The sequence below is a fragment of the Mesorhizobium sp. KACC 23794 genome (assembly GCF_052180275.1).
In the GTDB taxonomy this organism is placed as follows: Bacteria; Pseudomonadota; Alphaproteobacteria; order Rhizobiales; family Rhizobiaceae; genus Kumtagia.
This window is the reverse complement of sequence record NZ_CP197465.1, coordinates 4,998,511-5,020,887: the sequence shown is the minus strand read 5'-3', so window position 1 is coordinate 5,020,887 and position 22,377 is coordinate 4,998,511. Positions and strand designations below refer to the sequence as shown.

Below are 22,377 nucleotides of genomic sequence, written 5' to 3'. Positions count from 1 at the left end.
ATACCGATGACAGGCACCAGCAGCAAGAGATAATTATAAACGCTCATCGGTCCGATCCGTCGCGCAATCAAGAGAGACAAGTTGCACTATTCATCATAGGGATCAATGAGGGCGCCGGAAGCAACATCCCGCCGCTCCCGACGTATAAGTGTTGCCCGTAATTCCCAATGGGGCATGAAGCGGTCAAAACGGAGCGCTTCCCTCAAAGACATATTCTTAACGAGTTCAACATGGCCAAACCGCTCCGAACGTTCAAGCACACCCTCTGCGGCGCTTGAGAGGTCGAAAACTTGGACTTTCCATGTATTGTCGTCGCCCCAAACGCATCCGGCAACAAAGCCGGTCGACAGAGATTGCCACGGGCTTACTGATATCAATTCGTGCCAATCGGAGTCCTTGGGTTCGCCATCCTTTTCAAGTAATTCCTCAAACCGCCAATCCTCCTTTTCCTCGCCGGTTTCCCTGATTTTCCAAGTCACCTTTTTGTAGATGGGCACATAGAGTTCGACAGGGCAGAAGCCGTGAGACGCAGGCTCTTCCCCACCAATGTCCTTGCAGTCAGGAAGGCTCATTATTCGTGTGGCAGTATAGTCCTGTGAATACAGCGCGTACCACGAGTCGCCTATTGGAAAAGGCTCAAACGTCGTTTTACCAAAACTGGGATAGTTTCGTTCGTATTCACCAACCTGGACATTGCCATCGAAAATCTTCATTAGTGTCGTTCCAGACCGGCCGCTCCGACCTGGGATTGCGACCGTCTCAACACCAAACCGTCTTGCACGTAGGGAAGAAGTCATCGTTAGAAGGCTTTGTCTTAGTGTCCGTCCGGGAGCTTTGTGAATCGGTAGAATCGGTTAGCGGATTTTGGGTTGCGGGGTTGGAATCGGTTGTGATTCCTTGATTGGCGGTGATTCGACAGGAGGCGCCGATGTGGACCGTTGAGAACCGCGCTCGCTACAACCGTGATCATCTACGCTACCCGAGCGATCTGACGGACGAGGAATGGGCGCTGATCGAGCCGCTGGTCCCGCCTGGTAAGCCGGGCGGCGGCAGGCGGCGGGTTGTGCTGCGCGAGGTGGTCAACGGGCTGATGTATGTGCTGTCGAGCGGCTGCCAGTGGCGGGCGATCCCCAAGGATTTGCCGCCACGCTCGACGGTCTACGACTATTTCGATCTGTGGACCTGGGACCGTACGCTCGACCGCATCCATCATGCCCTTTACGTCGCCTGTCGGGAGAGAGCGGAGCGGGATGCTTCCCCGACCGCCGCCATTATCGACAGCCAGAGCGTCAAAAGCGCCGAAAAAGGGGGCACACGACCCGCATGGCTACGATGCGGGCAAGAAGATCAAGGGCAAGAAGCGGCACATTCTCGTCGATACGCAAGGCTTCCTGATGCATGCGCTCGTGCATGCCGCCGATGTCCAGGACCGCGACGGCGGCGTGCTGGTGATGGCGAGCCTGTTCGGGCTGTTTCCCTTCCTGCTCAAACTCTATGCCGACGGCGGCTATCAGGGAGCGGTGTTCCGCGAAGGGGTGGGGAAGGCGATCAAGAAACTGAACGTCGAGATCGTCAAGCGCTGCGATCAGGCAAAGGGCTTTGTCGTGCTGCCGAAACGCTGGGTCGTGGAGCGCTCCTTCGCATGGTTCAACCGCTGCCGGCGTCTAGCCAAGGATTGGGAATGTCTCAATACCAAGGCGCTCGCCTTCCTCAAACTAGCTTCCATCCGGCTCATGATCAGAAGGCTTTGTAATCCTTTATGAAGATACCGGACAGACTCTTACTTTTTGGAGAGCGTCGCTTGGTCGCCGCTTTACCGCCCGAACTCGAACGGATTCGGCGCCGGCATCGACGGCTGCGTTCCCTCCGCTTCGCGGCGCTTGAAATGCGTCAGCGAGCAGGCGGGCGAGCACAATATGCCGCGATCCGACCAGTAGGCCGGGCCGTTCTCGATCTGGCCGTGGTGATAGTTGAAGCCCGGCATGGTGTAGGGCAGGCCGCATTCGATGCAGCGGCGGGTCTCGGGTCTTGCAAGCATTTTGCGGCCTCTGTCGATCGGACGAAACAGCGTCTCCCTTAGCGCAGAATCCCGCCGGTGCCGAGCCTCTTCAATTGACGTATACGTCAAAAATACCTATCGGAAAGGCATTGGGGCAGTCGTGTCCCGCGAGGAGGGACTACCGATGTATCGCGCGCCGGTCGAGGAAATCGCGTTCACGCTGAAGCATGTCGCCGGGCTGAAGGCTGCGCTGGATGCGGGCCTGCCAGGAGACCTCAGCGAGGATGTTGTCGACGCCGTACTGGCCGAGGCAGGCCGTTTCGCCACCGAGGAAATCGCCCCGCTGTCCGCCGCTGGCGACCGGCAGGGTGCGGTGCTCGAAGACGGCACGGTACGCATGCCCGACGGCTGGAAGGCGCTTTACCGCCGCTGGATCGAGGGCGGCTGGAACGCGCTGTCCGGTCCCGGCGAGTTCGGCGGGCAGGGCCTGCCCACCATGCTTGCCGTCGCGGCGATCGAGATGTGGAACTCCGGCTCCATGGCCTTCGGCATCGGCCCGACCCTGACCATGGGCGCTGTCGAAGCGCTGCACAAGCATGCCTCGCCCGAACTCCAGGCGACCTATCTGGCAAAACTGGTGTCCGGCGAGTGGATGGGGACGATGAACCTCACCGAGCCGCAGGCCGGCTCCGACCTCGCCGCGCTCCGTGCCCGGGCCGAGCGCGCCGGCGACGGCACCTACCGCATCTTCGGCCAAAAAATCTTCATCACCTATGGCGAGCACGATTTTACCGACAACATCGTGCATCTCGTCCTGGCGCGCCTGCCAGACGCGCCGGCCGGAACGCGCGGCTTATCGCTGTTCCTCGTGCCGAAATTCCTGGTCGACGGGGACGGATCGCCCGGCGCGCGCAACGACGTGTTCTGCTCGTCGCTGGAGCACAAACTCGGCATCCACGCCTCGCCCACCTGCACGATGATCTATGGCGACGGTTTCGCAAAGGATCGGCCCGCGGGTGCGGTCGGCTGGCTGGTCGGCGAGGAGAACAAGGGCCTCGCCTGCATGTTCACCATGATGAACAACGCCAGGCTGGCGGTCGGCATGCAGGGCGTGGCCGTTGCCGAGGCCGCGTTCCAGAAGGCGCTCGCCTATGCCAATGAGCGCCGGCAAGGCAAGGCGCCATCCTATCACGGCGACGGCATGGCGCCGATCGTCCATCATCCGGACGTGCAGCGCAACCTGTTGACCATGCAGGCGCTGACGCGCGTGGCGCGGGCCATCAGCTATTCCTGCGCCCATGCCATCGACATGGCGCGGGCCGGCGGGGACAGGGCGGCCTTCTGGCAGGAGCGCGCCAATCTTCTGACGCCGGTGGCCAAGGCGTTTTCCACCGATGTTGGCGTCGATGTCGCGTCCATCGGCGTACAGGTGCATGGCGGCATGGGTTTCATCGAGGAGACGGGCGCGGCCGCCCTGCTGCGCGATGCCCGCATCGCGCCGATCTATGAGGGCACCAACGGCATCCAGGCGATCGACCTGGTGACGCGAAAACTGCCGCAGTCGGGTGGCGACCATATGCGCGGCTATCTTGCGGAATTGCGGCGGGACGTCGATGCGCTGCGCGGGTCCAACTTCGCCGGGCTGGGTCGCAGTGCCGAAAAGCTCGAAGCAGCGATCGACGATCTGGCCGCCGCGACGGACGATCTGCTCGCGATGCAGGCGGATGGGCGCGGGCAGTCGGCGCTGGCCGGCGCCACGCCTTACCTCAGGCTGTTTGCCTTGGCGTCGGGCGGCGCTTTTCTGGCACGGGCGGCGGTTGCGTCCGCCGCGCCCGAGCGCATCGCGCTTTGCCGGTTCTTTGCCGAAAATCTTGTCGGTGAGAGCGCCGCGCTGCGCGAGCGCGCTGTCGACGGCGGCGCGAGCCTGGAAGCCGCCGCGAAGGCCCTTTTCGCCTGAGCCTGGGGAGATACGATGACCGACCACATCCTGATCGAACGGCGCGGCGCGGTTCAGATCATCCGCCTGAACCGGCCTGACAAGAAGAATGCCATCACCCGCGCCATGTATGCCGCCATGGCTGCCGCGTTGGCCGCCGGCGAAGCCGACCCGCCGGTGCGCGTCCATGTCTTCCTCGGTGTGCCCGGCGCGTTCTCCGCCGGCAACGACCTCGCCGATTTCATGGCGGTTGCCATGGGCGGCGAGGGCGGCAACGAGGTCTGGGATTTCCTCCTGGCCTTGGCGCAGGCGCAAAAGCCGCTGGTGTCCGGCGTCGACGGCATAGCGGTCGGCATCGGCGCGACGCTCAACCTGCACTGCGACGTCACGATCGCCACGCCGCGAACCGCCTTCCACACGCCCTTCGTCGATCTTGGCCTGGTGCCGGAAGCTGCCTCGAGCCTGCTTGCGCCAAAACTGCTCGGCCATCAGCGGGCCTTCGCGCTGCTGTGCCTCGGCGAGCCGCTGCCCGCCGAAAGCGCGCTGGCCGCCGGTCTCATCCATGCCGTCGTTGCCGAGGACCGGCTGGAGGCCGAGGCGCTCGCCATGGCTGAAAAAATCGCGGCGAAACCGCCGCAGGCGCTGAGGATCGCGCGCGACCTGATGCGCGGTCCGCGCGACGCGGTCGTCGCGCGCATCCAGGAGGAGGGCGAGCATTTTCGCGCCCGGCTGAAGTCCGACGAGGCGCGCAGCGCCTTTGCCGCGTTCCTGGCGCGCAAAAAGAGCGCCTGAGGAAATACCCGGCCCCGCTATGGCGCGGTTCGCCGGGTAACGATGTAAGCCGATCCTCAAGCCGCTGGGTAGCAGCGCTCGGCGTCCGGTCACGCTCAGGCGATCACACCGGCGCGTAGCACACATGCCGGTAGCCGTAACCGTCCCGGAACGTGTTGTTGTAGGGGTTGTAGCCGGCATGGTGCTCGTAGCACCAGCGGACATGCTCATTGCCGGCCGGCACGACCCTTTCATACACAGGCGGCGCGGCAAGCGCGTTGCCGATGATCGCGCCGGTGACGAAACCGGCTGCCGGCGGGACCCACCAGCCGCCATAACCGCCGCCCCAGCCGTGGCGATAATAGGGATGACGCCAGCCGCCGCCATGCCACCCGCCGCCGTGCCAGCCGCCGCCGCCATGCCAGCCATGGTCGAAGCGCACATCGGTGACGTAGGCTTGGTCGGAATTGAGGGAAGGTCCGCCCATCGCGTGGGCCGGAGCGGTGAAAGCCATTGCGGCGAGCGACATCGCCGCCGCGCAGGCAGTGCACAGGAGCTTGTTCATTTCGAACCTCATAGGACAGGCGCCCGCTGCGGGGCGCCTGAATCAACGGCGCCGAAACCCGCGGGTTGCCATTAAATCTTTGTAATCCGGGCGCACGAACCGAAACAGCGGGATGCGTGGCTGGCGGACACGACAAGTGTTGAACGCAACCGCCGCAGCGCCTATTTTCCAGGGGCTGCGGCGGGATGGCTGGAGAGGAAAAGCAGGACGATGGACACTGCCAACCGCAAGCTGACCACCGTTTTTTCCGCCGACGTTCAGGGCTTCTCGCGGCTGATGGAGGTCGACGAGGAAGGCACCTTCGCCACGCTGAAGACATATCGCGACGCGATGTCGCGGCTGATCGCTTCGCATAATGGCCGCGTGGTCAACACCTGGGGCGACGGCGTCATCGCCGAGTTCCCGAGCGTCGTGGCCGCCGTGCGCGCGGCGGTCGATGTCCAGAACGAGCTTGCCACCCACAATGCCGGGCGCCCGGACGGCACGCGCATGTTCTTCCGCATCGGCATCAACCTCGGCGACGTCATCGTCGACGGCACCGATATCTACGGAGACGGCGTCAACATCGCCGCTCGCCTGCAGAGCGAGGCGCAACCGGGCGGCATCCTGATTTCCAACACCGTCTACGATCAGGTGCGCAACAAGATGTCGGTCGGCTTCGAATTCCTCGGCAATCTCGCGGTTAAGAACATCGACGAGGCGATCCCGAGCTATGCGGTACGCATCGGCGCGCCGGTAGCGGCACCGGTGCAGTTCGGCAGCCAGCCGGCCGGGGCGGCGCCAGGGTTGCCAAGGCCGGGCGCGCAGTCCGCCGCGCGGCCCTGGTTCAGCGTCGCGGGAATCCGTATCGACAGGAAGTTCGCCACCTTGCTGGTGATCAGCGCCGGGCTGGTGGGCATAAACCTCGCTTCGTCTTCCCAAGTGTTCTGGGCGCGTTGGCCACTGCTGGTCATCGCCGTCGTGGCCGGCCTGTCCTGGGCGCGGCGGACCAGCCAGGTCGACAGGGCGCAGGCGACGACCGGCGTGATCGCCGTGGCGCTGGTGGCGATCAACATGTTCACCTGGCAGGGGCAGTTCTGGGCGGTCTGGCCGCTGCTTGTGCTGGCGTTTGTCGCCGGCCTGCGCTGGGCGATGCGCAGAAGCGCCTGACATCTCCACGTCGCGGATTGCGGCGCAATTTCAATCGCCCGCGGGCGACGGCCCTATTTTTCAGGAAAATGCCAGCCGTCGATGGTCATGCCGCTGAGCGCCTCGGCTTCTTCTTTCGGCACATGCCGGACCGTCTGCGCGAAGGTCCAAAGATGTCCTTCCGGGTCGACGGCGCGATAGGTCCGCTCCCCGTAGAACTGGTCCTCCGGTTCCTTCACGATCACCGCGCCGGCTGCCCGCGCCCGCTCGCAATGCGCGTCGAGGCCTTCCGACAACCGCAGATACACCGACTGCGTGTTGCGGCCGCCGACAGAGGCCGGGCTTGCGACCCGTTCCGTCCATTCCGAATCGACGATGATATAGGCGTCGCCGAAGCGCATCTCGGAATGCACCAGCCTGCCGGCGGCGTCGCTCACCACCATGCTGCGCCGGAAACCGAACGCAGCCTCCAGCCAGTCCAGCGCGGCGCGCGGATCCTTGTAGAAGATGCCCGAGCCAAGGGTCGCGTGACGGAACGGGTCGTCCATCCCCACCAGTTCCTACGGATAGAGCCGCGCCTTCGACCAGCCGTCTCCGTCGAGCGTAAAAACCACGCGGTCATGCAGGCGGAACGGCCGGTCGTGCCAGAACTCTATCGATGACGGCATGATGCGGAAGCCCGACCAGTGTTTTGGCCGCGGAATAGTCCCGATCGCATATTTCGCCGTGTATTCGGCGACCGCCTTTTCCAGCGCGAAGCGGCTTTCCAGCGGCCGCGACTGTTTCGACGCCCAGGCGCCGATGCGGCTGCCGCGCGGGCGGGTGGCGTAGTAGTCGTCAGCTTCCGAATCGCTGACGATCTCGACCGGCCCGCGAATGCGCACCTGCCGGCGCAGCGACTTCCAGTGGAAGCACATTGCCGCCTTCATGTTTCCCAGGATTTCGCGGCCCTTGGCGCTTTCGAAATTGGTGTAGAAGACGAAGCCGCGCTCGTCGAAACCCTTCAGCAGCACCATGCGCACGTCAGGCAGGCCGTCGGCATCGACGGTGGCCAGCGCGACGCCGTTGGGATCGTTCGTCTCGCTCTTCGTCGCGTCCTCCAGCCATTCGGCGAAAAGCCGGAACGGCTCGGTGCTTTCGGTGAAGTCACCTGTTGTTAACCCGCTCTGGCTCATTCTCCGCTTCCATTCGTTCCGGCAGTGCGGGGAGATTGCCGATTGTTGCGAGGCGCGCAAGCCTCTGTGGATATTGATTCGTGTCCGGCGCGCCGTGCCGGCCTCCTCGCAGCCGTTCTGGCGTCCCTCGCATTGGGCGGCTGCGCGGCCGGCGGTTTCAATCTTTCCAAGGCCGAGGTCGACCCGACGATCCTGACCGGGGCCGTGGGCGAAGCCGCTCCTGTCGCGGCCAGCCCGGAACAGCTGTCCGACGAGGCGACCATCCGCGACGCCGTGTCGTCCGCCGATGTCGAATCGCTGAAGGGCGCGCCGATCCCCTGGGCCAATGCCGATACGGGTGCGCGCGGCGCGATCAGCAGCGTCGTCGAGGACAAGAGCGCCGGCGTGCTTTGCCGCCGTTTCATAACCTCGCGCGAAAGATTCGATGGCGTGGCGCTGTACAACGGGCAGGCCTGCATGGTGGCGCCCGGCACATGGCGCATGGAGCGGTTCGGCGCGTCTTGACGGCGAAGGTTGCCGAAGCGCTTCTTTGCGTTCCTGCCTCTGGAATTTGTTCCTAGCTCGTCGCATATAAGGGACGACATCAACCCCATGCCGCAGGCAGTATGAATGCGCGATCCCTACGAGGTGCTGGGCGTTGCGAAGACCGCGACGGCCAAGGACATCAAATCGGCCTACCGAAAGCTGGCCAAGAAATACCATCCGGATCAGAATCCCGACGATCCGAAGGCCAAGGAGCGCTTTAACGCTGCGACCCAGGCCTACGACATCGTCGGCGACGACAAGAACCGGGGGGCTTTTGACCGTGGCGAGATCGATGCCGAGGGCAAGCCGAAGTTCCAGGGTTTTGAAGGGCAAGCCGGTGGCGATCCGTTTGCAGGGTTCCGGCGCGGCCCGCAGGGCGCCGGCTCGACGCGATTCGAATTCCGTGGCGGCGGCGATGCCGGCGACATTTTCAGCGAGATTTTCGGCCAGGGTGGCTTTCCCGGCGGCGGTCAGGGTTTCCCAGGTGGGCGCGGCGGCATGCGCCAGCCGCCCGTTGGCGAAGATTTGAACGCCACGCTCGACGTCACCATCGAGGAGCTCGCAGCGGCCTCGAAAGTCAGCGCCATCTTCCCAGACGGACGCAAGCTGGCGGTGAAGCTGCCGGCCTATGTCGAGGAAGGCCAGACGATCCGGCTCAAGGGCCAGGGCGAGCAGGGGCCGGGCGGTGCGGGTGACGCGCTGGTCAAGATCCATATCCGCAGGCATCCCCGCTACCGCATCGAGGGCCGCGACCTGCATGTCGACCAGCCCGTACCGCTCGAGGACGCCATCCTCGGCGAGAAGGTCGCCGTCGAGACGCCGACCGGAAAGGTTGCGGTCACCGTGCCGCCATGGTCCAGTTCGGACAAGGTGCTGCGCCTGAAGGGCAGGGGCTTGCCGGTCAAGACCGGCGGCCATGCCGATCTCTATGTGCACCTGCGCGTCATGCTGCCGGAAACGCCCGACCCTGATCTGGAAGCCTTGGCGCGCAAGCGTCGCGGCTGAGTTCAGGCTCGCTTCAAATCGTTTGAAATTCCCGGCCGGCTGTCATGGTAAGGGCAGCATCGGCGCTTGAAGGCACGAAACGCCTATGCGATAGGGCGGGCACAACCTTGCGGAGGTGTTTTCGATGGCGGGTGGACAGGGCCTGATGGCCGGCAAGCGCGGCCTGATCATGGGCGTCGCCAACAACCGGTCGATTGCTTATGGCATTGCCAAGGCCTGCGCCGACCAGGGCGCCGAAGTGGCGCTGACCTATCAGGGCGACGCCTTCAAGAAGCGCGTCGAGCCGCTGGCTGCCGAACTTGGCGCGCATGTCGTCGGCCATTGCGACGTGACGGACGCTTCGACCCTGGATGCGGTCTTCGGCGAGGTCCAGAAACTCTGGGGCAAGATCGACTTCGTCGTCCACGCCATCGCCTTCTCCGACAAGGAGGAACTCGACGGCCGCTATGTCGAAACGACCCGCGCCAATTTCCAGAAGACGATGGATATTTCGGTGTTCTCCTTCACAGACGTCGCCAGGCGGGCCGAGGCGCTGATGCCGGACGGCGGCTCGCTGCTGACGCTGACTTACTACGGCGCCGAAAAAGTCATGCCGCATTACAACGTCATGGGCGTCGCCAAGGCTGCCCTCGAGGCCAGCGTGCGTTATCTCGCCGTCGACCTCGGCGGCAAGAACATCCGGGTGAACGCGATCTCGGCCGGGCCGATCAAGACGCTTGCCGCCTCAGGCATCGGCGACTTCCGCTACATCCTGAAATGGAACGAATACAACGCGCCGCTGAAGCGTACGGTGACGCCGGAGGAAGTCGGCGATGCCGGCCTGTACTTCCTCTCCGATCTGTCGCGCGCCGTGACCGGCGAAGTCCATCACGTCGATTCGGGTTACCACGTCGTCGGCATGAAGGCGGTCGACGCGCCCGACATCAGCGTCGTGAAGGAGTGACCGGCGGCTGTCGGTCGCCGGCTTTGGGGCTTCCGGCATGCATCCGCTGATCTATTTCGTCCGGCACGGACAGACCTCCTGGAACGCCGAAGGGCGGCTGCAAGGGCAGGCCGAGAACGACATCACCGAGACCGGGCGCCGGCAGGCCGACCGCAACGGCGCCAAGCTGCGCGAACTGATCGCCGATCCTTCGGAATTTGATTTCGTCGCCAGCCCAATGCGCCGCACGCGTGAGACGATGGAGCGGGTGCGCACCGCGATGGGCCTAGCGCCCGGCGGCTACCGTACCGATCCGCGGCTGGTCGAGGTCAGTTTCGGCGACTGGCAGGGATTTACCTTCCTCGAACTCGAAGCGGCCGAGCCGGGCGTCACCTTGGCGCGCAAGCGGGACAAGTGGAACTTCGTCCCGCCGGGCGAGGGGGCTGAAAGCTACCAGATGCTGCTCGACCGCATCCGCCCCTGGCTCGACGCCGTAGACCGGCCCACCGTCAGCGTCACGCATGGCGGCGTCATGCGAACGATATTTCGAATCCTGGAAGACACGGCGCCCAAGCGCGCCGCGACACTCGAAATTTTTCAGGATCGTATCTTGCGCCTGGAAGACGGCAGGCTGGACTGGCTCTGACGCCCTTCCGCGCTACTCGGGCAACTGCATGTCGGTGATAAGGTTCTGGCCACCGATCTCGTCATAGGCGAGCAGCACGTCCATGCCGGTCTTGATCGAATCCATGTCGAACTCTCCCGGCAGCTTGTAGGATTTCCCGTCGTCCAGCGTGATCGTCTGGTCGTCCACGTTGATTGACTTGATCTTGCCTTCGGCTTCTGCGGCGAATGCGGCAACGGTGGTGAGAATGGCAACGCAAAGGGCGCCGATCAGGGTACGCATATCGATCCTCTTCAGTGATTTTCACCCGCTTCGCGCGGATCTTCCCCCGATTCAGGAGACCAGAAACAGGGGGAATGTGTCAAAACTATTTCTGCCCCCGCGCCGATTTGACCGCATGGGCAAAGGCCAATAGAAGGCGGTCGTCGGTTCGGGCCTGTTCATGTCGCACAACACTTTCGGCCATCTCTTCCGCGTCACCACCTGGGGTGAGAGCCACGGCGCCGCCCTCGGCTGCGTGGTCGACGGCTGCCCGCCCGGCATCCGCTTCACGCTCGCCGACATCCAGAACGACCTCGATCGCCGCCGCCCCGGACAGTCGCGTTTCGTCACCCAGCGTCGCGAGCCGGACGAGGTCAAGATCCTGTCGGGCGTCCTGATGGACGACGACGGTGACACGATGGTGACGAGCGGAACGCCGGTCTCCATGCTGATCGAAAACGTCGACCAGCGCTCCAAGGACTATGGCGAGATCGCAAAACAGTATCGGCCGGGCCATGCCGACTACACCTACGACGTCAAATACGGCCTGCGCGACTATCGCGGCGGCGGACGTTCGTCTGCCCGAGAGACCGCGGCGCGCGTGGCGGCTGGAGCGTTGGCCCGAAAAGTCGTGCCGGGCCTGGTTGTTCGCGGCGCGCTGGTTTCCATGGGCGAGAAGGAGATCGACCGCGCCAACTGGGATTGGGATTTCGTCCACGACGCCGAAAACCCCTTCTTCTCGCCGGATCGTGCCTCCGTGCCGGTCTTCGCTGGGTATCTGGACGGCATCCGCAAGGCCGGCTCGTCGGTCGGCGCGGTCATCGAGATCGTCGCCGAAGGCGTGCCGCCCGGCCTCGGCGCGCCGATCTATGCAAAACTCGACCAGGACATCGCCGGAAACCTGATGTCGATCAATGCCGTCAAGGGCGTGGAGATCGGAGAAGGTTTTGCCGCAGCTAAACTGCGCGGCGAGGAAAATGCCGACGAGATGCGCATGGGCAATGACGGCAAGCCGATCTTCCTGTCCAACCATGCCGGCGGCATTTTGGGCGGCATCTCGACAGGCCAGCCCATCGTCGCGCGCTTCGCCGTCAAGCCGACCTCCTCGATCCTGACCCCGCGCCAGTCGATCGACAGGGAAGGCCGCAACGTCGACATCCTGACCAAGGGCCGCCACGATCCCTGTGTCGGTATCCGCGCCGTGCCGATCGGCGAGGCAATGGTTGCCTGCGCGATTGCCGATCATTATCTGCGGCATCGAGGACAAACCGGAAGATGAGCGAATAGGGAGTAGCGAATAGCGAATAGGGTTGAAGCCGAGCTTTCCGCTATTCGCTACTCCCTATTCGCTCTAACAAGAGCGAAGCGAGCCCAATGCCCTACGATCAGAAAAAAGTCGTCGAAGCGATCCGCGCCTTCGAGCGCGGCGAGATCGTGGTCGTCACCGACGATGACGACCGCGAGAACGAAGGCGACCTGATCGTCGCGGCGGTGCATTGCACGCCGGAGAAGATGGCCTTCATCGTGCGCCACACCTCCGGCATCGTCTGCACGCCGATGACCCGCGAGGACGCTCGCCGGCTGAACCTTGCGCCGATGGTCGCCGACAATGATTCGGCGCACACCACTGCCTTCACCGTCAGCGTCGACTTCAAGCACGGCACCACCACCGGCATTTCGGCCGACGACCGTACGCTCACCGTGCGCAACCTCGCCAACGGCAACGCCGGCGCGTCGGACTTTTTGCGCCCTGGCCACATTTTCCCGCTGATCGCCCGCGAGGGCGGCGTGCTCATGCGTTCCGGCCATACCGAAGCCGCCGTCGACCTCTGCAAGCTCGCCAACCTTCCGCCGGTCGGCGTCATCTCCGAACTGGTCAACGACAATGGCACGGTCATGCGCGGGCCGCATGTCATGGCCTTCGCCGAGAAGAACAATCTGAAGCAGGTGTCGGTCGCCGACCTGATCGCCTACCGCCAGCGCCAGGAGACCCTCGTCCAGCGCCTCGCCTCTTCAGACATCGAGACGCCCGGCGGCAAGGCGAAGGTTTTCACCTATTCGGTTCCGTGGGATGTCATGCATCACGTGGCGGTGGTCTTCGGCGACATACGCGATGGCGAGAGCGTTCCGGTGCGGTTCCATTCCGAGGACGTCGTCAATGACATGTTTGGAACGGGGACCACGCTCAGGGACCTTCTGGCATCCTTCGGCGAGCGCAAGCGGGGCGTCATCGTCTACCTGCGCGAAGGCTCGGTCGGCGTCGCCCACACCGGCCGCATCCGGCCGGTCAGCGAGGACCGGGAGGGACATGAGGAAGCCCGCCGCCGCGAAGCCGAATGGCGCGAGATCGGCCTCGGCGCACAGATATTGAAGGATCTCGGCGTCCAGTCGATCGACCTCATCGCCTCGCGCGAACGTCACTATGTCGGCCTGGAAGGGTTCGGGATCAGGATCGTGCGGACGGAGATCCTGTAGCCGTTTTCCGCGTACGGGCGTTGATCCATGTGTTATCGTGTACTCCGCATGTAACACATCGGGTGCGCCAATGACCGACACCACATTCACGTTTCGCCTCGATGACGAACTGAAGACGGCATTTGCGGCGACCGCCAAGGCACAGGACCGCACGGCCGCCCAGCTTCTGCGCGTCTTAATGCGCGAAGCGGTCGAGCAGTCGCAGGCCAGGCGCGACTATGACAAATGGTTCGACGCGGAAATCGAGGCAGCGCTGAAGGAGGCCGACGATCCGAACACGGAATGGATCCCGCACGAGGTTGTCAAGCAGGATATGGCGAGACAGCGGGCCGAACTCCTTGCTCGGATCGAGGCCGATAAGAAGTGAAGGTCGTCTGGCTGACGCGGGCGCGGATCGAGAGGCAGAAGGCTATCGACTATATCGCCCGCGATAGTCCGCAGGCAGCTCTGGCCCAGCTCGAAGAAATTGAGCGGCAGACCGATACACTGTTTGACTTCCCTAAGATCGGACGTCCCGGCCGCAGGCGCGGCACCCGTGAACTGGTGATCACTGGCACGCCATTTCTGGCGGTGTATCGTATCGGCGGGAAAGTGGCGGAGGTACAGATCCTTCGCCTGCTTCACGGAGCGCAGCGCTGGCCGCCGCGCAAACGTTCGGATCATTGAGGGCTGCAAATGCAGGCTTCGACTGGATCGTCCCTCAACGTCAAAAAGACTCCGGCGTTCGTCCGGAGCCCTTTTCCGCCATGCGTCAGATCATTCCGCAGGCTGCGGCACCGCGGCGGACAAACTCCCGGTCCTTTCACCGGCGAGGCTCTTCTGGCCAAGCAGAACGGTCAGCAGCGCCACGGCGCCTGATGCCACCGACACCCAGAACCCGTTCTGCGCGCCGAACGTATCGACCACCCAGCCCGCCGCGAAGGCGCCGAGCGCCATGCCGATGCCGATGCCCGTCATGACCCAGGTGACGCCCTCGGTCAGCATGGCCTCCGGCACCCGCCGCTCGATCAGGCCGAAGGCGGTGATGAAGGTCGGCGAGATCGCCACGCCGCTGGCGAACACGGCAAGCGCCAGCAGCGGTACGGTATCGGCGACCAGCAGCGGCAGCGTCGTCAGGGCGATGATGCCGATGGCGATGGCAAGCTGGCGCTGCATCGGCATCCTCAGGTTCAGCGCGCCGACGATCAGGCCGACGACGAACGAACCGACCGCGTAGACGCCGATGACGAGGCTGGCAGCGCCCGGCTGGCCAAGTTCCTTGGTGATCGCCACGGCGCTGACTTCGGCGGTCGCGAAGATCGCACCGATGAAGATCAGGGCGAAGGTAATGATTTGCACCGGGCGCTGCCGGATCGCGGAGCCTTGCCCGCTATGGTCCATTGGCCTCACACGAGGTTCCGTCGAGCGCTGGACGATGAAGGCCGCCGATCCGAAGGCCAGGAACAGCGTGCTCACCAGCATCCCCGCCTCGGGAAACAGTGCGACGCTCAACCCGACCGAGAGCGACGCGCCAGCGATGTATACAAGTTCGTCCGCCGCCGATTCGAAGGCGAAGGCCGTGTTGAGCTCGGGACGGTCGCGAAAGAGCTCGCTCCAGCGCGCCCGCAGCATTGCCGGGATGCTGGGCATGAACGCCGCCAGAAGCGCCGACAGGAACAGCGTCCAGACAGGCCAGTCCTGGTTGGCAGCCGCGATCATTGCCGCGAAGGCGATCACCGAAACCATCGTTGCCGGCACGATCACCTTCGTCTGGCCGAGCCGGTCGACGAGCCGCGAGATTTGCGGCGCCAGGACGGCATTGGTCAGCGCGTAGGTGGCCGAGACGGCGCCGGCCAGCCAGTATTCGCCATAGGTCTGCGACAGCATGGCGACGATGCCGATCGGCGCCATGGCGATCGGCAGCCTGGCGAAGAAACCGGCCGCGGCGAAACCCTTGGCGCCGCGGGCCTTGAAGATCTCCGAATAGGGATTAGGCATTGGAACACCTCGCGGTATCACTTACATACGGTGCGTATGCCAAACGCAGATAATGACATACGATATGTATGTCAATTGGCATACGTGACGTATGCGAAGGGATTTTGAATGGCCCACCGGCCGCGCAGCGAAATGATCGCCGAGACCAGGGCAAAGCTGGTCGCCGCCGCCCGTCACGCCTTCGGCACGGTCGGCTATGCCGAAGCGTCGATGGACGACTTCACCGCCGAGGTGGGCCTGACGCGCGGCGCGCTCTACCACCATTTCGGCGACAAGAAGGGCCTCCTGCTGGCGGTCGTGCTGCAGATCGATTCCGAGGTGACGAAGCGGCTCCAGGAGGTGTCGGCAAAGGCGCCTACCCGCTGGCAAGGTTTCGTTGACGAATGCTCGGCCTATGTCCAGATGGCGCTCGAACCGGAAATCCAGCGCATCGTGCTGCGCGACGGGCCGGCGGTCCTCGGCGACCCCTCGAAATGGCCCAATGTCAACGGATGTATCGCGGCGATGACGGCGAACCTGACACGGCTGAAGGAAGAAGGCGTCGTGAAAAACATCGACCCGGAAGCGACAGCCCGTCTGGTCAACGGCGCGACCCTGCACGCATCGCAATGGATCGCCAACGCCGACGATCCGGAGGCGACTTCGAAGAAGGCCGTGGCGGCGTTCAAGGCGATGCTGGAGGGCTTTCTCGCCACGTCCGACATTCCCGCCGCCGAGCCTCTTCACTCCCTCGGAGCTTGATCGCAGGGGGCTCCTCACCTCGTCAGCCCGCCGCTGCGCCTACAGCCATGGCAGGGGCGGCGCGTTCGATTATAGTCCGGCCGAACGCTGGCTGGGGGCGATTCGCATGTGGGATTTCCGGATCGGCAGGACGATCGGCATCGTGCTGCGCACCTGGCCTTTCGTCGTGTTTCGCATGATCGTCTATTTCGGCATCACGCTGGCCTACATCCTGGTGACCGGGACGGCCGCAGGCGTCGGCTACGGCGTCGGCCACATCTTTGGTGGCCCGGATGGGCCGATAAGCCTTGGCTTCTGGGGCGGCGTCACCGGCTTCACCCTGGTCTCCGCAATCCTTTACTGGGCGCGTGAATACATCCTTTACATCGTCAAGGCTGGGCATATCGCCGTCATGGTGCACCTGATCGACGGGCGCGACGTTCCCGGCGGGCAGGGGCAGATCGCCTACGCGCGACAGGTTGTCACCGCCCGCTTCGGCGAGGCCAACACGCTGTTCGTGCTCGACCAGCTGATCAAGGGGGCGATCCTCGCGATCACCGGCCTGATCGGCGGCATCACCGCCTTCATTCCCATTCCCGGCCTCGGCACGCTGGTCAGCTTCGTTAACTCGGTCATCCGCATGTCGATGACCTATGTCGACGAGATTATCCTCGGCTACAACATCCGCCAGGACAGTTCCGAACCATTCCGCACCGCCTGCCAGGCGGTCGTGCTCTACGCGCAGAACGGCAAGGCGATGGTCAAGAACGCGCTGTGGCTGACCATCTTCATGTGGGCCATCGCCATCGTCGTTTTCCTGTCAACCCTCGCCCCCGCCGCAGCGGTTCTTTATTACATGCCGGGCCAGCTTGCCGGCTGGGGTTTTGTCCTGGCCATCGTCTTCACCTGGGCTTTCAGTTCGGCCTTCATCGAACCCTTTTGCATCGCCGCGCTGATGCAGGTCTATTTCCGCCGCATCGAGGGCCAGGTGCCCGATGCGGAATGGGATCGGAAGCTTTCCGGCGCCTCGAAGCAGTTTCGCGAGCTGAAGGAAAAGGCGCAGGCCTCTGTCGGCGGAGCAGCCTGGGGCAGGGCGCCGGGCGCGGCCTGATCTTTTCAACCACTCCGACCTGTAACCGGCAGCCAATAGATCAAACGGGACGATGACATGCGATACGGTTTCATCGGCTTGGGCAATCTCGGTGGCCCGCTGGCGCTCAACCTTTGCCGGGCCGGTTTCGACCTTCGCGTTCACGATCGCGATAAGGTGAACGCAGAGCGGCATTTGTCGGCGGGCGCCACATGGGCCTCTTCGCCGCAAAGCCTTGCCGCCGCTTGCGACACGATGATCACCTGCCTGCCTTCGCCGGCCGTCTCGGAGAGCGTGCTGAAGACAGTTATACCGAGCATGGCCGCAGGCTCGACCTGGATCGAGATGTCGACGCTCGGCCGCGATGAGATCCTGAGGCTGGCAGCGATGGCCGGGGAGCATGGCGTCAGGACGCTGGAACTGCCGGTCACCGGTGGTGTGCATCTGGCCGCGCGCGGCGAAATCACCCTGCTTGCCGGAGGCGATGCCGACCTCGTCGCGCTTCATCGCCCGGCACTCGATGCGCTTGGCGGAAGGCTTTTCCACATGGGGCCGCTGGGATCGGCGGCGGTGATAAAGGTCATCACCAACATGCTCGCCTTCATCCATCTGGTGGCCGACGGCGAGGCGCTGATGCTGGCGAAGCGTGGCGGGCTCGACCTCGCGCAGGCCTGGGCCGCGATCAAGGCGAGTTCCGGCAACAGTTTCGTGCACGAGACCGAGGGCCAATTGATCCTCAACGGCAGCTACGACATCGCCTTCACCATGGATCTTGCCATGAAGGATCTCGGCTTCGCTGCGGATTTCGGTCGCGAGTTCGGCGTCCCACTCGATCTCGCGGGCCTCACACTCGAAACCTTCAGCCGGGCGCGAAAGGCCTATGGCGGCGATGCCCAGTCCACCGCCGTCGTGCGCCTGCTGGAGGACGCGCTTGGCACCGATTTGCGCGCGCCGGGTTTTCCGGCGCGGCTCGAATAGATTGGCATCGAAGGCTCGAATCTGTTGATGCCGCCGTCCGGTATCGTCGCCAGACGTGGCCTTTCCCGGACTCAGCGCCTATATCGGGAGCATGGCCACCAAGCTCTACACGCATCCGGTCTTCCTCGAACATTTGACGCCGCCCGGTCATCCCGAGCGGCCCGATCGGCTTCGCGCCATCGAGCGTGTTCTTGAGGACGACGCCTTTGCCGATTTGATCCGCGTCGAGGCGCCGGAAGCCGACGAGCAGACGCTGACCTACGCCCATCCCGAGCGCCACATCGACAAGATCCGCGTGGCAATTCCCGAGACCGGCATCCGCTCGATCGACGCCGACACCTCCGTCAGCCCCCAAAGCTGGGAGGCCGCCATCCGCGCCGTGGGCGCGGCGAATTCAGCGGTCGACGACGTATTTTCCGGCAAGGCCGACAACGCCTTCGTCGCCGCTCGCCCGCCCGGCCACCACGCGGAAAAAACCACGGCGATGGGTTTCTGCCTGTTCAACACGGCAGCCATCGCCGCCCGCCATGCGCAGAGAAAACATGGCGCCGAGCGCGTTGCCATCGTCGATTGGGATGTGCACCACGGTAACGGCACGCAGGACATCTTCTGGGACGATCCCAGCGTGCTCTACTGCTCGACGCACCAGATGCCGCTCTATCCCGGCACCGGCGCCAAGGACGAGACCGGCGCCGGCAACATCGTCAACGCGCCGCTGTCGCCGCGCACCGGCAGCGACCTTTTCCGCGAAGCGTTTCGCGCCCGCGTGCTGCCGGCACTCGGCAATTTTTCGCCGGACCTGATCATCATCTCCGCCGGCTTCGACGCCCACCACCGCGACCCGCTGGCTGAGATCTATCTGACCGAGGAAGATTTCGACTGGGCGACCGGCCAGTTGCTCGACCGTGCGGGAAAGAGCGCCGGCAACCGCCTAGTCAGCCTGTTGGAAGGCGGCTACGACCTGGAGGGCCTGTCTTCCTCCGTCGCCGCCCATATCAGCCGCATGATGAGAGGATGAGAATGGCCGAGGAACCCAACGCCGACATCAAGGCCATGAGCTTCGAACAGGCGCTCGACGCGCTGGAGAAGATCGTCGACGATCTCGAGCGCGGCGACGTGCCGCTCGACCAGTCGATCCGCATCTACGAGCGCGGCGAGGCGTTGAAATCGCACTGCGACCGCTTGTTGAAGTCCGCCGAGGACAAGGTTGAAAAGATTCGCCTTTCTCGCGAAGGCAAGCCGGTCGGCGTCGAGCCGCTGGATGGAGAATGAGTTTGGTTGTATTTACTGGTCCTCACCGGGGATACAAGGCTCTCGCCTTCAGGCGAAGGGAAGGACGAGGAAGCCGCGAAGCGACAACTACTAAGAACAGCAGCGGTTTTGGGCAATTGACCGAACGTCCGGCTAGCGCTCTCCACAGAGCAGTCGGTTTCAAGTCGGCGCTTCTTTCGAACCCCTAGCCTTGCAGGCAAGGGTTGTTCAGTGACTTCTTTTAATTGGAATAGTGTATCGGCGGGTCAGTCTTTGTTTCTAGCTTGCAATCGAAGTTTTTTGTGATATTTTTGTTCTCTGTATTTGTCTTTTACGAGATGAATAAGATTCTTCAAAATAGATACGCTTTTAGCGGGCCGTTCGTATACAAGAACATAGCCATTCATAAAGTATCCCGCCTTGTGAAAAGGCTTCATGAAGTCAGTTCCGACCCGCCGAAACGGTCGCATTTTCTTGTCGTAGAAATCTAGCGGCCAAGCCCATCCCGACTTCTGGTATCGTACCATGAATGGGTGTTCCACAACGTGTAACAGAATGATGCCGTTGGGCCGGTGAACAATCTTTTTGATGTTTGCGTAGAATGTCTCAGCCTCTTCGGGGTGAATATGGCAAACTATATTTGCTGCAAAGAGTAGGTCGGCGTCAAATTTGACAGCGCTCTCAAGATCGTTACCGATTGTTCCAAGCTTGGCGCATCGATTTTGTACAACATCTCCGGCAAACTCTACACCTTGTTCAATAAAATCCCTAGTTACATCAAGTCCATAGTAGCATCCAGAATTTTGTTGTTTGATAAAATGTATGCCGATTCGCAAACTGCCGCAGCCGTAGTCGCATATTCTGGCATATCTTGGAATGTCAGCTAAGCGTCTAAGTCTTTTGAAGAAAGAAATACCGCCTGTGCTCCACTCGGCACCATACAAATTTCCTCCAAGGGTGTGATGTTTTCCGCCTTTATTTAATTTATTAACTGTATCCTGCACAGAATATTGTGAGAATACTCCGCCAGGATTGCTCTTCAACCATTCATGGAATTCTCGATCATACAAATCATTTTGGTCGACGGTCGATGCGCTAAAAGTGTTTGCTTTTGCAATACTGTTCACAACCTAGGCCCCCTCTGATCTGACGCAGGTATGGAAACGTCAGCATATTGTGCTGGTCTATCGCACATCTGATGACCTTGGCCAAGACTGCGAACGGCATCGGTCGGTCTTTTTTTGGGATGGCGCTTAGCTCCGCTGGCGCAGTCGTCTGTAGTCAACCCAGCAGCCTGGGCGAGATTCCAGGTGGCCGGAAGTCTTCGCTAACCTTCAGTGGCCGAGTATCTGCAAGTTGAAATCCATTATTTAATGACCGTAAATGCCAGGTGTCCGATATTGGGTATCAACGCGCAGTCCCAATCGCGAAAATACCTCTGGGAGAGTTGGCACAGGATGTGGCCTGTGCGTAGCGATCCGGCTGAGCGGCTTTTGATTGCGAAGGCATCAGCAAACCCTTGCAACCGGTTTCCTCGATCACCAGATTGCGACACGATCGTTCCCGTAATAGCGCCCGTCGCGCCGCTTTGAACAATGCTGACCCGTTGACTAGGTTAAGGCGTCGGGAGAGAAGGCAATCATGTGCCGCAACATCAAGACGCTGTTCAATTTCGATCCACCCGCGACCGACGAGGAGATCCGCGACGCCGCGCTTCAGTTCGTCCGCAAACTGAGCGGATCGAACAGGCCGTCGAAGCGCAACGAGGACGTTTTCAGTCTCGCGGTCGAACGGATTGCCTTCGCCGCGAAGGAACTGCTGGTCTCGCTCGAAACCAACCAGCCGCCGAAAGACCGCGAGGAAGAGGCCACCAAGGCGCGCGCCCGTTCGGCCCTCCGCTTCGCTAAGCAACCGGAGATCGTGTTCGAATGAGCTTTTTCCCAGGAAACGACCCGCATCCCGGCGATGCCTTGGCCTGCGACGGCATCGAGCTGATGGTCATCCCCAACGCCAAGGACCTCGGCGGTTTCCAGGTGCGCCGTGCCCTGCCGACGGCCAAGCGCCGGCTGGTCGGCCCGTTCATCTTCTTCGACCGCATGGGGCCGGCAATCCTGCGCGGCGACCAGGCGATGGACGTCCGTCCGCATCCGCATATCGGGCTGGCCACCGTGACCTATCTCTTCGACGGCAAGATCAGGCACCGCGATTCGCTCGGCACCGAGATGGTGATCGAACCCGGCGATGTGAACCTGATGACCGCCGGCCGCGGCATCGTGCACTCCGAGCGGACGCCGGAGGAGCTTCGCGGCGCGCCCATGTCGATGTCCGGCCTGCAGACCTGGATCGCCCTGCCGGAGGACAAGGAGGAAGTGGCGCCGTCCTTCGAAAACACCGGCCGCGCCGTCCTGCCCGTCTTCGATGATGCCGGCGTTTCGGGCCGCGTCGTCGTTGGCGGTTTTTCCGGCCTGAAATCCCCCGTGCGCACGGCGAGTGACACGCTCTACGCCGACATTTCGCTTGCTGCCGGCGCTCGCGTATCGATCCCGGCCGATGCCGAGGAACGCGCCATCTATGTGCTCGACGGCGAGGTCGACATATCCGGTGACCGTTTTCCCTCCGACCGCCTGCTGGTGTTCCGGCCCGGCGACGAGATCGTCGTGTCGTCGGAGCGCGGCGCGCATTTCATGCTGTTCGGCGGCGCGTCGCTGGGTTCGCCCCGCCACATCTGGTGGAATTTTGTCTCGTCCTCCAAGGAGCGCATCGAACAGGCCAAGGAGGAATGGCGCACCGGCCGCTTCGACATCGTGCCGGGCGACGCCGAGGAGTTCATTCCGCTGCCGGAAGGCTGAGCCGCGTCGCCGTCGCGCATTTACAGGGCACGCTTTAGTCTTTATCTCCGGTCAGGATAGTTGAGACCGAGGGTCCGCCAGACCTGAACACCGACGATATCCAGGCCAAAACCTGGTCGCAGGCG

At 62.9% G+C, this 22,377-nt stretch carries 26 protein-coding genes and 1 pseudogene; 19 read left to right on the top strand and 8 right to left on the bottom strand.

What is annotated here, in order from left to right; translation table 11 throughout:
• Window positions 1-86: 86 nt before the first annotated feature.
• Window positions 87-713, bottom strand: coding sequence for a hypothetical protein (locus tag ACSBOB_RS24660; protein ID WP_442578696.1), 627 nt, complete (start codon window positions 711-713; stop codon window positions 87-89).
• 215 nt (window positions 714-928) lie between these two features.
• On the opposite strand from ACSBOB_RS24660, the pseudogene ACSBOB_RS24655 reads away from it, so the two are divergent.
• A pseudogene (locus ACSBOB_RS24655) lies at window positions 929-1,763 on the top strand (IS5 family transposase).
• A 50-nt stretch (window positions 1,764-1,813) separates the two neighbouring features.
• Here ACSBOB_RS24655 and ACSBOB_RS24650 read toward each other — a convergent pair.
• A complete protein-coding gene (locus tag ACSBOB_RS24650) occupies window positions 1,814-2,038 on the bottom strand; it encodes a hypothetical protein (RefSeq protein WP_442578695.1) in 225 nt (74 codons plus the stop codon).
• Window positions 2,039-2,183: 145 nt separating this feature from the next.
• Between ACSBOB_RS24650 and ACSBOB_RS24645 the strand changes: the two genes are divergently transcribed.
• Both ACSBOB_RS24645 and ACSBOB_RS24640 read left to right on the top strand, forming a co-directional pair.
• On the top strand, window positions 2,184-3,956 hold the full coding sequence (locus tag ACSBOB_RS24645; RefSeq protein ID WP_442578694.1) for an acyl-CoA dehydrogenase: 1,773 nt from the start codon (window positions 2,184-2,186) through the stop codon (window positions 3,954-3,956).
• Window positions 3,957-3,971: 15 nt separating this feature from the next.
• Entirely contained in the window at window positions 3,972-4,727 is a 756-nt protein-coding gene (locus tag ACSBOB_RS24640; protein WP_442578693.1) for a crotonase/enoyl-CoA hydratase family protein, read from the top strand.
• Between the two features lie 103 nt (window positions 4,728-4,830).
• Here the strand turns inward: ACSBOB_RS24640 and ACSBOB_RS24635 are convergent, their stop codons facing one another.
• Window positions 4,831-5,271 carry a BA14K family protein gene (locus ACSBOB_RS24635; RefSeq protein WP_442578692.1) on the bottom strand — a complete coding sequence of 147 codons (441 nt, stop codon included), beginning with the start codon at window positions 5,269-5,271 and terminating at the stop codon, window positions 4,831-4,833.
• Window positions 5,272-5,481: 210 nt separating this feature from the next.
• Here ACSBOB_RS24635 and ACSBOB_RS24630 point away from each other — a divergent pair, with 210 nt between their 5' ends.
• Window positions 5,482-6,420 carry an adenylate/guanylate cyclase domain-containing protein gene (locus ACSBOB_RS24630; RefSeq protein WP_442578691.1) on the top strand — a complete coding sequence of 313 codons (939 nt, stop codon included), beginning with the start codon at window positions 5,482-5,484 and terminating at the stop codon, window positions 6,418-6,420.
• Between the two features lie 53 nt (window positions 6,421-6,473).
• Here ACSBOB_RS24630 and ACSBOB_RS24625 read toward each other — a convergent pair whose 3' ends face one another.
• Both ACSBOB_RS24625 and pdxH read right to left on the bottom strand, forming a co-directional pair.
• Complete coding sequence (locus ACSBOB_RS24625) at window positions 6,474-6,947, bottom strand: VOC family protein (protein WP_442578690.1); 474 nt, start codon at window positions 6,945-6,947, stop codon at window positions 6,474-6,476.
• Window positions 6,948-6,959: 12 nt separating this feature from the next.
• Window positions 6,960-7,574, bottom strand: a complete 615-nt coding sequence (gene pdxH, locus ACSBOB_RS24620) for a pyridoxamine 5'-phosphate oxidase (RefSeq protein WP_442578689.1) — start codon at window positions 7,572-7,574, stop codon at window positions 6,960-6,962.
• A 66-nt stretch (window positions 7,575-7,640) separates the two neighbouring features.
• On the opposite strand from pdxH, the gene ACSBOB_RS24615 reads away from it, so the two are divergent.
• From ACSBOB_RS24615 to ACSBOB_RS24600, 4 genes are all read left to right on the top strand, one after another.
• Window positions 7,641-8,078: an RT0821/Lpp0805 family surface protein gene (locus ACSBOB_RS24615; RefSeq protein WP_442578688.1), complete on the top strand. Its 438-nt coding sequence runs from the start codon at window positions 7,641-7,643 to the stop codon at window positions 8,076-8,078.
• A gap of 105 nt (window positions 8,079-8,183) precedes the next feature.
• Entirely contained in the window at window positions 8,184-9,104 is a 921-nt protein-coding gene (locus tag ACSBOB_RS24610; RefSeq protein ID WP_442578687.1) for a DnaJ C-terminal domain-containing protein, read from the top strand.
• 124 nt (window positions 9,105-9,228) lie between these two features.
• Window positions 9,229-10,047, top strand: coding sequence for an enoyl-ACP reductase FabI (fabI, locus tag ACSBOB_RS24605; protein WP_442578686.1), 819 nt, complete (start codon window positions 9,229-9,231; stop codon window positions 10,045-10,047).
• A 37-nt stretch (window positions 10,048-10,084) separates the two neighbouring features.
• Window positions 10,085-10,672, top strand: a complete 588-nt coding sequence (locus ACSBOB_RS24600; protein WP_442578685.1) for a histidine phosphatase family protein — start codon at window positions 10,085-10,087, stop codon at window positions 10,670-10,672.
• Window positions 10,673-10,684: 12 nt separating this feature from the next.
• On the opposite strand, the gene ACSBOB_RS24595 is transcribed toward ACSBOB_RS24600, so the two are convergent.
• Window positions 10,685-10,933 carry a DUF1344 domain-containing protein gene (locus ACSBOB_RS24595; protein WP_442578684.1) on the bottom strand — a complete coding sequence of 83 codons (249 nt, stop codon included), beginning with the start codon at window positions 10,931-10,933 and terminating at the stop codon, window positions 10,685-10,687.
• Window positions 10,934-11,093: 160 nt separating this feature from the next.
• Between ACSBOB_RS24595 and aroC the strand changes: the two genes are divergently transcribed.
• From aroC to ACSBOB_RS24575, 4 genes are all read left to right on the top strand, one after another.
• Window positions 11,094-12,191, top strand: coding sequence for a chorismate synthase (aroC, locus tag ACSBOB_RS24590; RefSeq protein ID WP_442578683.1), 1,098 nt, complete (start codon window positions 11,094-11,096; stop codon window positions 12,189-12,191).
• A 95-nt stretch (window positions 12,192-12,286) separates the two neighbouring features.
• Window positions 12,287-13,387, top strand: a complete 1,101-nt coding sequence (gene ribB, locus ACSBOB_RS24585; RefSeq protein WP_442578682.1) for a 3,4-dihydroxy-2-butanone-4-phosphate synthase — start codon at window positions 12,287-12,289, stop codon at window positions 13,385-13,387.
• 70 nt (window positions 13,388-13,457) lie between these two features.
• Window positions 13,458-13,754 carry a hypothetical protein gene (locus tag ACSBOB_RS24580; protein WP_442578681.1) on the top strand — a complete coding sequence of 99 codons (297 nt, stop codon included), beginning with the start codon at window positions 13,458-13,460 and terminating at the stop codon, window positions 13,752-13,754.
• A complete protein-coding gene (locus ACSBOB_RS24575) occupies window positions 13,751-14,053 on the top strand; it encodes a type II toxin-antitoxin system RelE/ParE family toxin (RefSeq protein ID WP_442578680.1) in 303 nt (100 codons plus the stop codon). Before ACSBOB_RS24580 ends, ACSBOB_RS24575 begins: the two co-directional genes overlap by 4 nt.
• A 90-nt stretch (window positions 14,054-14,143) precedes the next feature.
• Here ACSBOB_RS24575 and ACSBOB_RS24570 read toward each other — a convergent pair whose 3' ends face one another.
• On the bottom strand, window positions 14,144-15,364 hold the full coding sequence (locus tag ACSBOB_RS24570; RefSeq protein WP_442578679.1) for an MFS transporter: 1,221 nt from the start codon (window positions 15,362-15,364) through the stop codon (window positions 14,144-14,146).
• A 108-nt stretch (window positions 15,365-15,472) separates the two neighbouring features.
• Here ACSBOB_RS24570 and ACSBOB_RS24565 point away from each other — a divergent pair, with 108 nt between their 5' ends.
• The 5 genes from ACSBOB_RS24565 (at window position 15,473) to ACSBOB_RS24545 (ending at window position 19,424) form a co-directional block, all read left to right on the top strand.
• Window positions 15,473-16,105, top strand: coding sequence for a TetR/AcrR family transcriptional regulator (locus ACSBOB_RS24565; RefSeq protein WP_442578678.1), 633 nt, complete (start codon window positions 15,473-15,475; stop codon window positions 16,103-16,105).
• 106 nt (window positions 16,106-16,211) lie between these two features.
• Entirely contained in the window at window positions 16,212-17,195 is a 984-nt protein-coding gene (locus ACSBOB_RS24560; RefSeq protein ID WP_442578677.1) for a hypothetical protein, read from the top strand.
• A gap of 57 nt (window positions 17,196-17,252) precedes the next feature.
• Window positions 17,253-18,152 (top strand): NAD(P)-dependent oxidoreductase, encoded by a 900-nt coding sequence (locus tag ACSBOB_RS24555; RefSeq protein WP_442578676.1) that lies wholly within the window; start codon window positions 17,253-17,255, stop codon window positions 18,150-18,152.
• A gap of 91 nt (window positions 18,153-18,243) precedes the next feature.
• The gene (locus ACSBOB_RS24550) at window positions 18,244-19,170 is read left to right on the top strand and encodes a histone deacetylase family protein (RefSeq protein WP_442578675.1); all 927 of its coding nucleotides are present in this window, start codon (window positions 18,244-18,246) and stop codon (window positions 19,168-19,170) included.
• Window positions 19,171-19,172: 2 nt separating this feature from the next.
• On the top strand, window positions 19,173-19,424 hold the full coding sequence (locus ACSBOB_RS24545; RefSeq protein ID WP_308058327.1) for an exodeoxyribonuclease VII small subunit: 252 nt from the start codon (window positions 19,173-19,175) through the stop codon (window positions 19,422-19,424).
• 245 nt (window positions 19,425-19,669) lie between these two features.
• On the opposite strand, the gene ACSBOB_RS24540 is transcribed toward ACSBOB_RS24545, so the two are convergent.
• Window positions 19,670-20,530 carry a class I SAM-dependent methyltransferase gene (locus ACSBOB_RS24540; RefSeq protein ID WP_442578674.1) on the bottom strand — a complete coding sequence of 287 codons (861 nt, stop codon included), beginning with the start codon at window positions 20,528-20,530 and terminating at the stop codon, window positions 19,670-19,672.
• 514 nt (window positions 20,531-21,044) lie between these two features.
• On the opposite strand from ACSBOB_RS24540, the gene ACSBOB_RS24535 reads away from it, so the two are divergent.
• Together ACSBOB_RS24535 and ACSBOB_RS24530 are read left to right on the top strand one after the other, a co-directional pair.
• Window positions 21,045-21,335, top strand: a complete 291-nt coding sequence (locus ACSBOB_RS24535; RefSeq protein WP_442578673.1) for a DUF2277 domain-containing protein — start codon at window positions 21,045-21,047, stop codon at window positions 21,333-21,335.
• On the top strand, window positions 21,332-22,252 hold the full coding sequence (locus ACSBOB_RS24530; protein ID WP_442578672.1) for a pirin family protein: 921 nt from the start codon (window positions 21,332-21,334) through the stop codon (window positions 22,250-22,252). Before ACSBOB_RS24535 ends, ACSBOB_RS24530 begins: the two co-directional genes overlap by 4 nt.
• The last annotated feature ends 125 nt before the right edge of the window (window positions 22,253-22,377 follow it).

Coding starts and splice junctions, on each gene's coding strand:
- ACSBOB_RS24660 (WP_442578696.1), bottom strand. CDS start 713: ATGAAGATTTTCGATGGCAATGTCCAGGTTGGTGAATACGAACGAAAC.
- ACSBOB_RS24650 (WP_442578695.1), bottom strand. CDS start 2,038: ATGCTTGCAAGACCCGAGACCCGCCGCTGCATCGAATGCGGCCTGCCC.
- ACSBOB_RS24645 (WP_442578694.1), top strand. CDS start 2,184: ATGTATCGCGCGCCGGTCGAGGAAATCGCGTTCACGCTGAAGCATGTC.
- ACSBOB_RS24640 (WP_442578693.1), top strand. CDS start 3,972: ATGACCGACCACATCCTGATCGAACGGCGCGGCGCGGTTCAGATCATC.
- ACSBOB_RS24635 (WP_442578692.1), bottom strand. CDS start 5,271: ATGAACAAGCTCCTGTGCACTGCCTGCGCGGCGGCGATGTCGCTCGCC.
- ACSBOB_RS24630 (WP_442578691.1), top strand. CDS start 5,482: ATGGACACTGCCAACCGCAAGCTGACCACCGTTTTTTCCGCCGACGTT.
- ACSBOB_RS24625 (WP_442578690.1), bottom strand. CDS start 6,947: ATGGACGACCCGTTCCGTCACGCGACCCTTGGCTCGGGCATCTTCTAC.
- pdxH (WP_442578689.1), bottom strand. CDS start 7,574: ATGAGCCAGAGCGGGTTAACAACAGGTGACTTCACCGAAAGCACCGAG.
- ACSBOB_RS24610 (WP_442578687.1), top strand. CDS start 8,184: ATGCGCGATCCCTACGAGGTGCTGGGCGTTGCGAAGACCGCGACGGCC.
- fabI (WP_442578686.1), top strand. CDS start 9,229: ATGGCGGGTGGACAGGGCCTGATGGCCGGCAAGCGCGGCCTGATCATG.
- ACSBOB_RS24600 (WP_442578685.1), top strand. CDS start 10,085: ATGCATCCGCTGATCTATTTCGTCCGGCACGGACAGACCTCCTGGAAC.
- ACSBOB_RS24595 (WP_442578684.1), bottom strand. CDS start 10,933: ATGCGTACCCTGATCGGCGCCCTTTGCGTTGCCATTCTCACCACCGTT.
- aroC (WP_442578683.1), top strand. CDS start 11,094: ATGTCGCACAACACTTTCGGCCATCTCTTCCGCGTCACCACCTGGGGT.
- ribB (WP_442578682.1), top strand. CDS start 12,287: ATGCCCTACGATCAGAAAAAAGTCGTCGAAGCGATCCGCGCCTTCGAG.
- ACSBOB_RS24580 (WP_442578681.1), top strand. CDS start 13,458: ATGACCGACACCACATTCACGTTTCGCCTCGATGACGAACTGAAGACG.
- ACSBOB_RS24570 (WP_442578679.1), bottom strand. CDS start 15,364: ATGCCTAATCCCTATTCGGAGATCTTCAAGGCCCGCGGCGCCAAGGGT.
- ACSBOB_RS24565 (WP_442578678.1), top strand. CDS start 15,473: ATGGCCCACCGGCCGCGCAGCGAAATGATCGCCGAGACCAGGGCAAAG.
- ACSBOB_RS24560 (WP_442578677.1), top strand. CDS start 16,212: ATGTGGGATTTCCGGATCGGCAGGACGATCGGCATCGTGCTGCGCACC.
- ACSBOB_RS24555 (WP_442578676.1), top strand. CDS start 17,253: ATGCGATACGGTTTCATCGGCTTGGGCAATCTCGGTGGCCCGCTGGCG.
- ACSBOB_RS24550 (WP_442578675.1), top strand. CDS start 18,244: ATGGCCACCAAGCTCTACACGCATCCGGTCTTCCTCGAACATTTGACG.
- ACSBOB_RS24545 (WP_308058327.1), top strand. CDS start 19,173: ATGGCCGAGGAACCCAACGCCGACATCAAGGCCATGAGCTTCGAACAG.
- ACSBOB_RS24535 (WP_442578673.1), top strand. CDS start 21,045: ATGTGCCGCAACATCAAGACGCTGTTCAATTTCGATCCACCCGCGACC.
- ACSBOB_RS24530 (WP_442578672.1), top strand. CDS start 21,332: ATGAGCTTTTTCCCAGGAAACGACCCGCATCCCGGCGATGCCTTGGCC.